At 57.4% G+C, this 2,829-nt stretch carries 4 protein-coding genes; all 4 read right to left on the reverse strand.

Features of this window, described 5'->3' with window-relative positions; genetic code table 11:
• A partial coding sequence (locus ACOSYY_RS17665; protein WP_526023344.1) for a zinc-binding dehydrogenase occupies positions 1-860 on the reverse strand: 860 nt, incomplete at its 3' end.
• Positions 861-1,184: 324 nt separating this feature from the next.
• Complete coding sequence (locus ACOSYY_RS17670) at positions 1,185-1,370, reverse strand: hypothetical protein (protein WP_421664151.1); 186 nt, start codon at positions 1,368-1,370, stop codon at positions 1,185-1,187.
• A gap of 83 nt (positions 1,371-1,453) precedes the next feature.
• On the reverse strand, positions 1,454-1,684 hold the full coding sequence (locus ACOSYY_RS17675; protein WP_421664152.1) for a hypothetical protein: 231 nt from the start codon (positions 1,682-1,684) through the stop codon (positions 1,454-1,456).
• Positions 1,685-1,889: 205 nt separating this feature from the next.
• The coding region (locus tag ACOSYY_RS17680; protein WP_421664153.1) for an ATP-binding response regulator at positions 1,890-2,829 on the reverse strand (940 nt) is incomplete at its 5' end.

The following is a 2,829-nucleotide window of genomic DNA, read 5'->3' on the forward strand; positions in this document are numbered from 1 at the left end:
TTGTCGCTCATCCCGACGCCCCATTCTTTGCGCGGTACCTGCACGTAATTCCCTTCTCCGTGATAACCCACGTTGGAGATGGTCCCTCCGGGACGCGTTGCCTTGATACAAGCCTCGAACGTCGCCTGAGCCCCGAGGGCTTCAATGGACGAATCTACGCCCTGCCCGCCTGTCAGGTCCAGAATGGTTTGGACGGGATCCTGTTCTTTGAAGTCGATCACGACATCCGCCCCGAACTCTTTCGCCAGTTTCTTCCGCTGGGGCACAGCCTCCACGGCAATGACCAGACCGGCCCCCAGGAGGCGGGCCCCCATCGTAGCCATGAGGCCGACCGGGCCCTGGGCGAAGACCGCCACCGTCCCGCCTATGGGAATATTCGCGTGTTCGGCCCCCATGAACCCGGTGGACATCATGTCCGAGCAGTACGCGACCTGCTCATCGGTAAGACCCGTTGGAATCGGCGCCAAGTTCGCTTGCGCGCTGTTGACGTGGAAATATTCGGCGAGATTGCCATCCTTGACGTTGGCAAACTTCCACCCACCGAGCATCTCCTGGCACTGCGATGTGTAGCCGCGCAGGCAATTCTCGCACTGATAACAGGGAGTGATGGCGTTCACTCCGACCCGATCTCCCTCCCGAAACCCCTTGACGGCGCTTCCTAGTTTGTAGACAACCCCGACGGCTTCATGACCCAGGGTCAGGTTGGTCCGTTCTCCAATCGCCCCATCGACGGTATGGACATCCGAGGTGCAGATGAGCGCGGCAGTGGTTTTGACGATTGCATCATTTGGCCCAGGGTCGGGAATCGGCTTCTCCATCATTCCCACAGAGCCCAGCTTCTGCATCACAAAAGCTTTCATTGTTCGTGTCATGGTCCATTCCTCCTTTACCAGTCAATTTGCTGCCGAACGACCAATACGTATCCCCCCCACAGCCACGACGTTGGCCGCGAAGATATAGGTCCGGGTTGTCAGAGCCATATTGGGAAGAGTCTAAATTGCAAGGAAGAAGCCTGTGAAAGAAGGCAATCAGTTAGGATTCTTTCTAGAAAGATTCACAAGTTGAACGACTTGCCGGATCGAAGGAAGCTTGAGTGAGGGGGAGATTCGCAACAGCGGAAAAGCTCACCTGTCCCAGAACGCGACAAGTAACCCGGCGGTCATGTATTGCGGATAAGCGACTTGTTACTTGAAGACCCTGTAGGGATCATCAAAGATCGCCCGACATTCAAGACAGCGGACTTTCCCGGTCCGTTTACCGCCCTTGGTCAAAATATCCTCAATGATACGCCGATGGGTGCACGTCGCTTCTCCGAGACCGACGCGAGTTTCTGCTACTGTGTCCTGGGTGGCATGAGCTTTTGTGGGCATTTCCACATGCCTTGAGTGCGATGTTCCGGCCTTCTGGCCGGATATCTGTGTGTCGGCGAAGGGCGGATCAATCGACGCTGTCGTTACGCGGCGGTCGAGGCGACCGCTGCAACCGGACGATAGGCCTGTACCGTATAAGTCTTGCCCACATCCATCATTACCCGGACTTGTCCGGTTCTGCTCAAATGATCGATGGCAAGAAACACCTGATTCCAGGTCAACTCCGGACAAAGCTCCATGATCTCTTCCAACGGACAAGCCGTACCCCGTTGCTCTAGCCTATCTCTAACTTGATCAATGTGAGTCGCCCTCATAGCTTTTCCTCCTTTTTTTATCGGCCTGACAATGCACCCTACACAGATAGGATTCCGCAGGAACCTCGGGTCAACCCTAGTTCACGGAAAATTTGCACGTATCGGTTAAGACAAACCGGTGTCGGCGAACCGCGCGGGGAGAGGAGGCGCACACAATGTCGGGAATTAATGGGGCTTGATGCGCACGAACTGGCGGAATGAAACGTCATGCGACGGGGCAGACATCCTTCAATACCGCCAGCATGGTCTGGTAGAGCTGCTCGACCGCCGCTTCCTTCGTGAGCAGCGTGGCGGCGCCGGCCCTGATCATCGCGTGGTGATTGTCGTCGCCGGCATTCACCGACAATCCGATCACGATGATGTTGGGATAGCGGGTAGTAATCTCACGTGTGGCTTCAATGCCGTTCATGTTCGGCATGTTGATGTCCATCACCACGATGCCGGGCCGCAGTTGCTCGGCCAACCGCACGGCGTCCTGGCCGTCCACGGCTTCTCCGACGATCTGCACATCTTCGTAGCCCTCCAACATCGCGCGAAGCCCCTGCCGAACCATGGCATGGTCGTCGACCAGCAAGACATGAATGCGAGAAGCAGGGGGCTGCAAGGTTGAGGAAAAGCTTCTCTCCTGACTCTCAGCCTGAACCTTGACCTCAGCTTGGCGGTGCCGAGCCAACGGCAAGACCAGCGTCGCGATCGTTCCCTTGCCCGGAGCCGACTCCAGCTCCAACGACCCGCCGAGCGAGCGCATGCGTTCCTTGATGCTGAAGAGGCCGAATTTGGAAGACAGACCGCCGGCCGGCTCAGCGGCGGTGACTGCAGCAAGATCGAAACCGGCTCCTTTATCGCTCACAGTGATCCGTAATCGGTCGGCCGTCTGTTCCAAGCCAACGACGGCCTCGGTGGTTCCGGCATGTTTCAAGGCATTCATCAACAACTCGCGCGCCGATTGGAACAGCAGCACCGATTGATCTTCCGGCAGGGCCGGTTCAGCCTTCGGCACAGCCACCGCCACGGTCATCTCATACTTCTCCATATAGCTCCCGAGCCATCGCAGTCCGGCGCAGAGGCCATGGTCCCGCAGCACCGGCGGACTCAACTCAGCCACAAGCGACCGTGTGTATAGTAATGCGTCGGCAAAGACCTCT

This window comes from Nitrospira sp. BLG_2 (assembly GCF_049222245.1).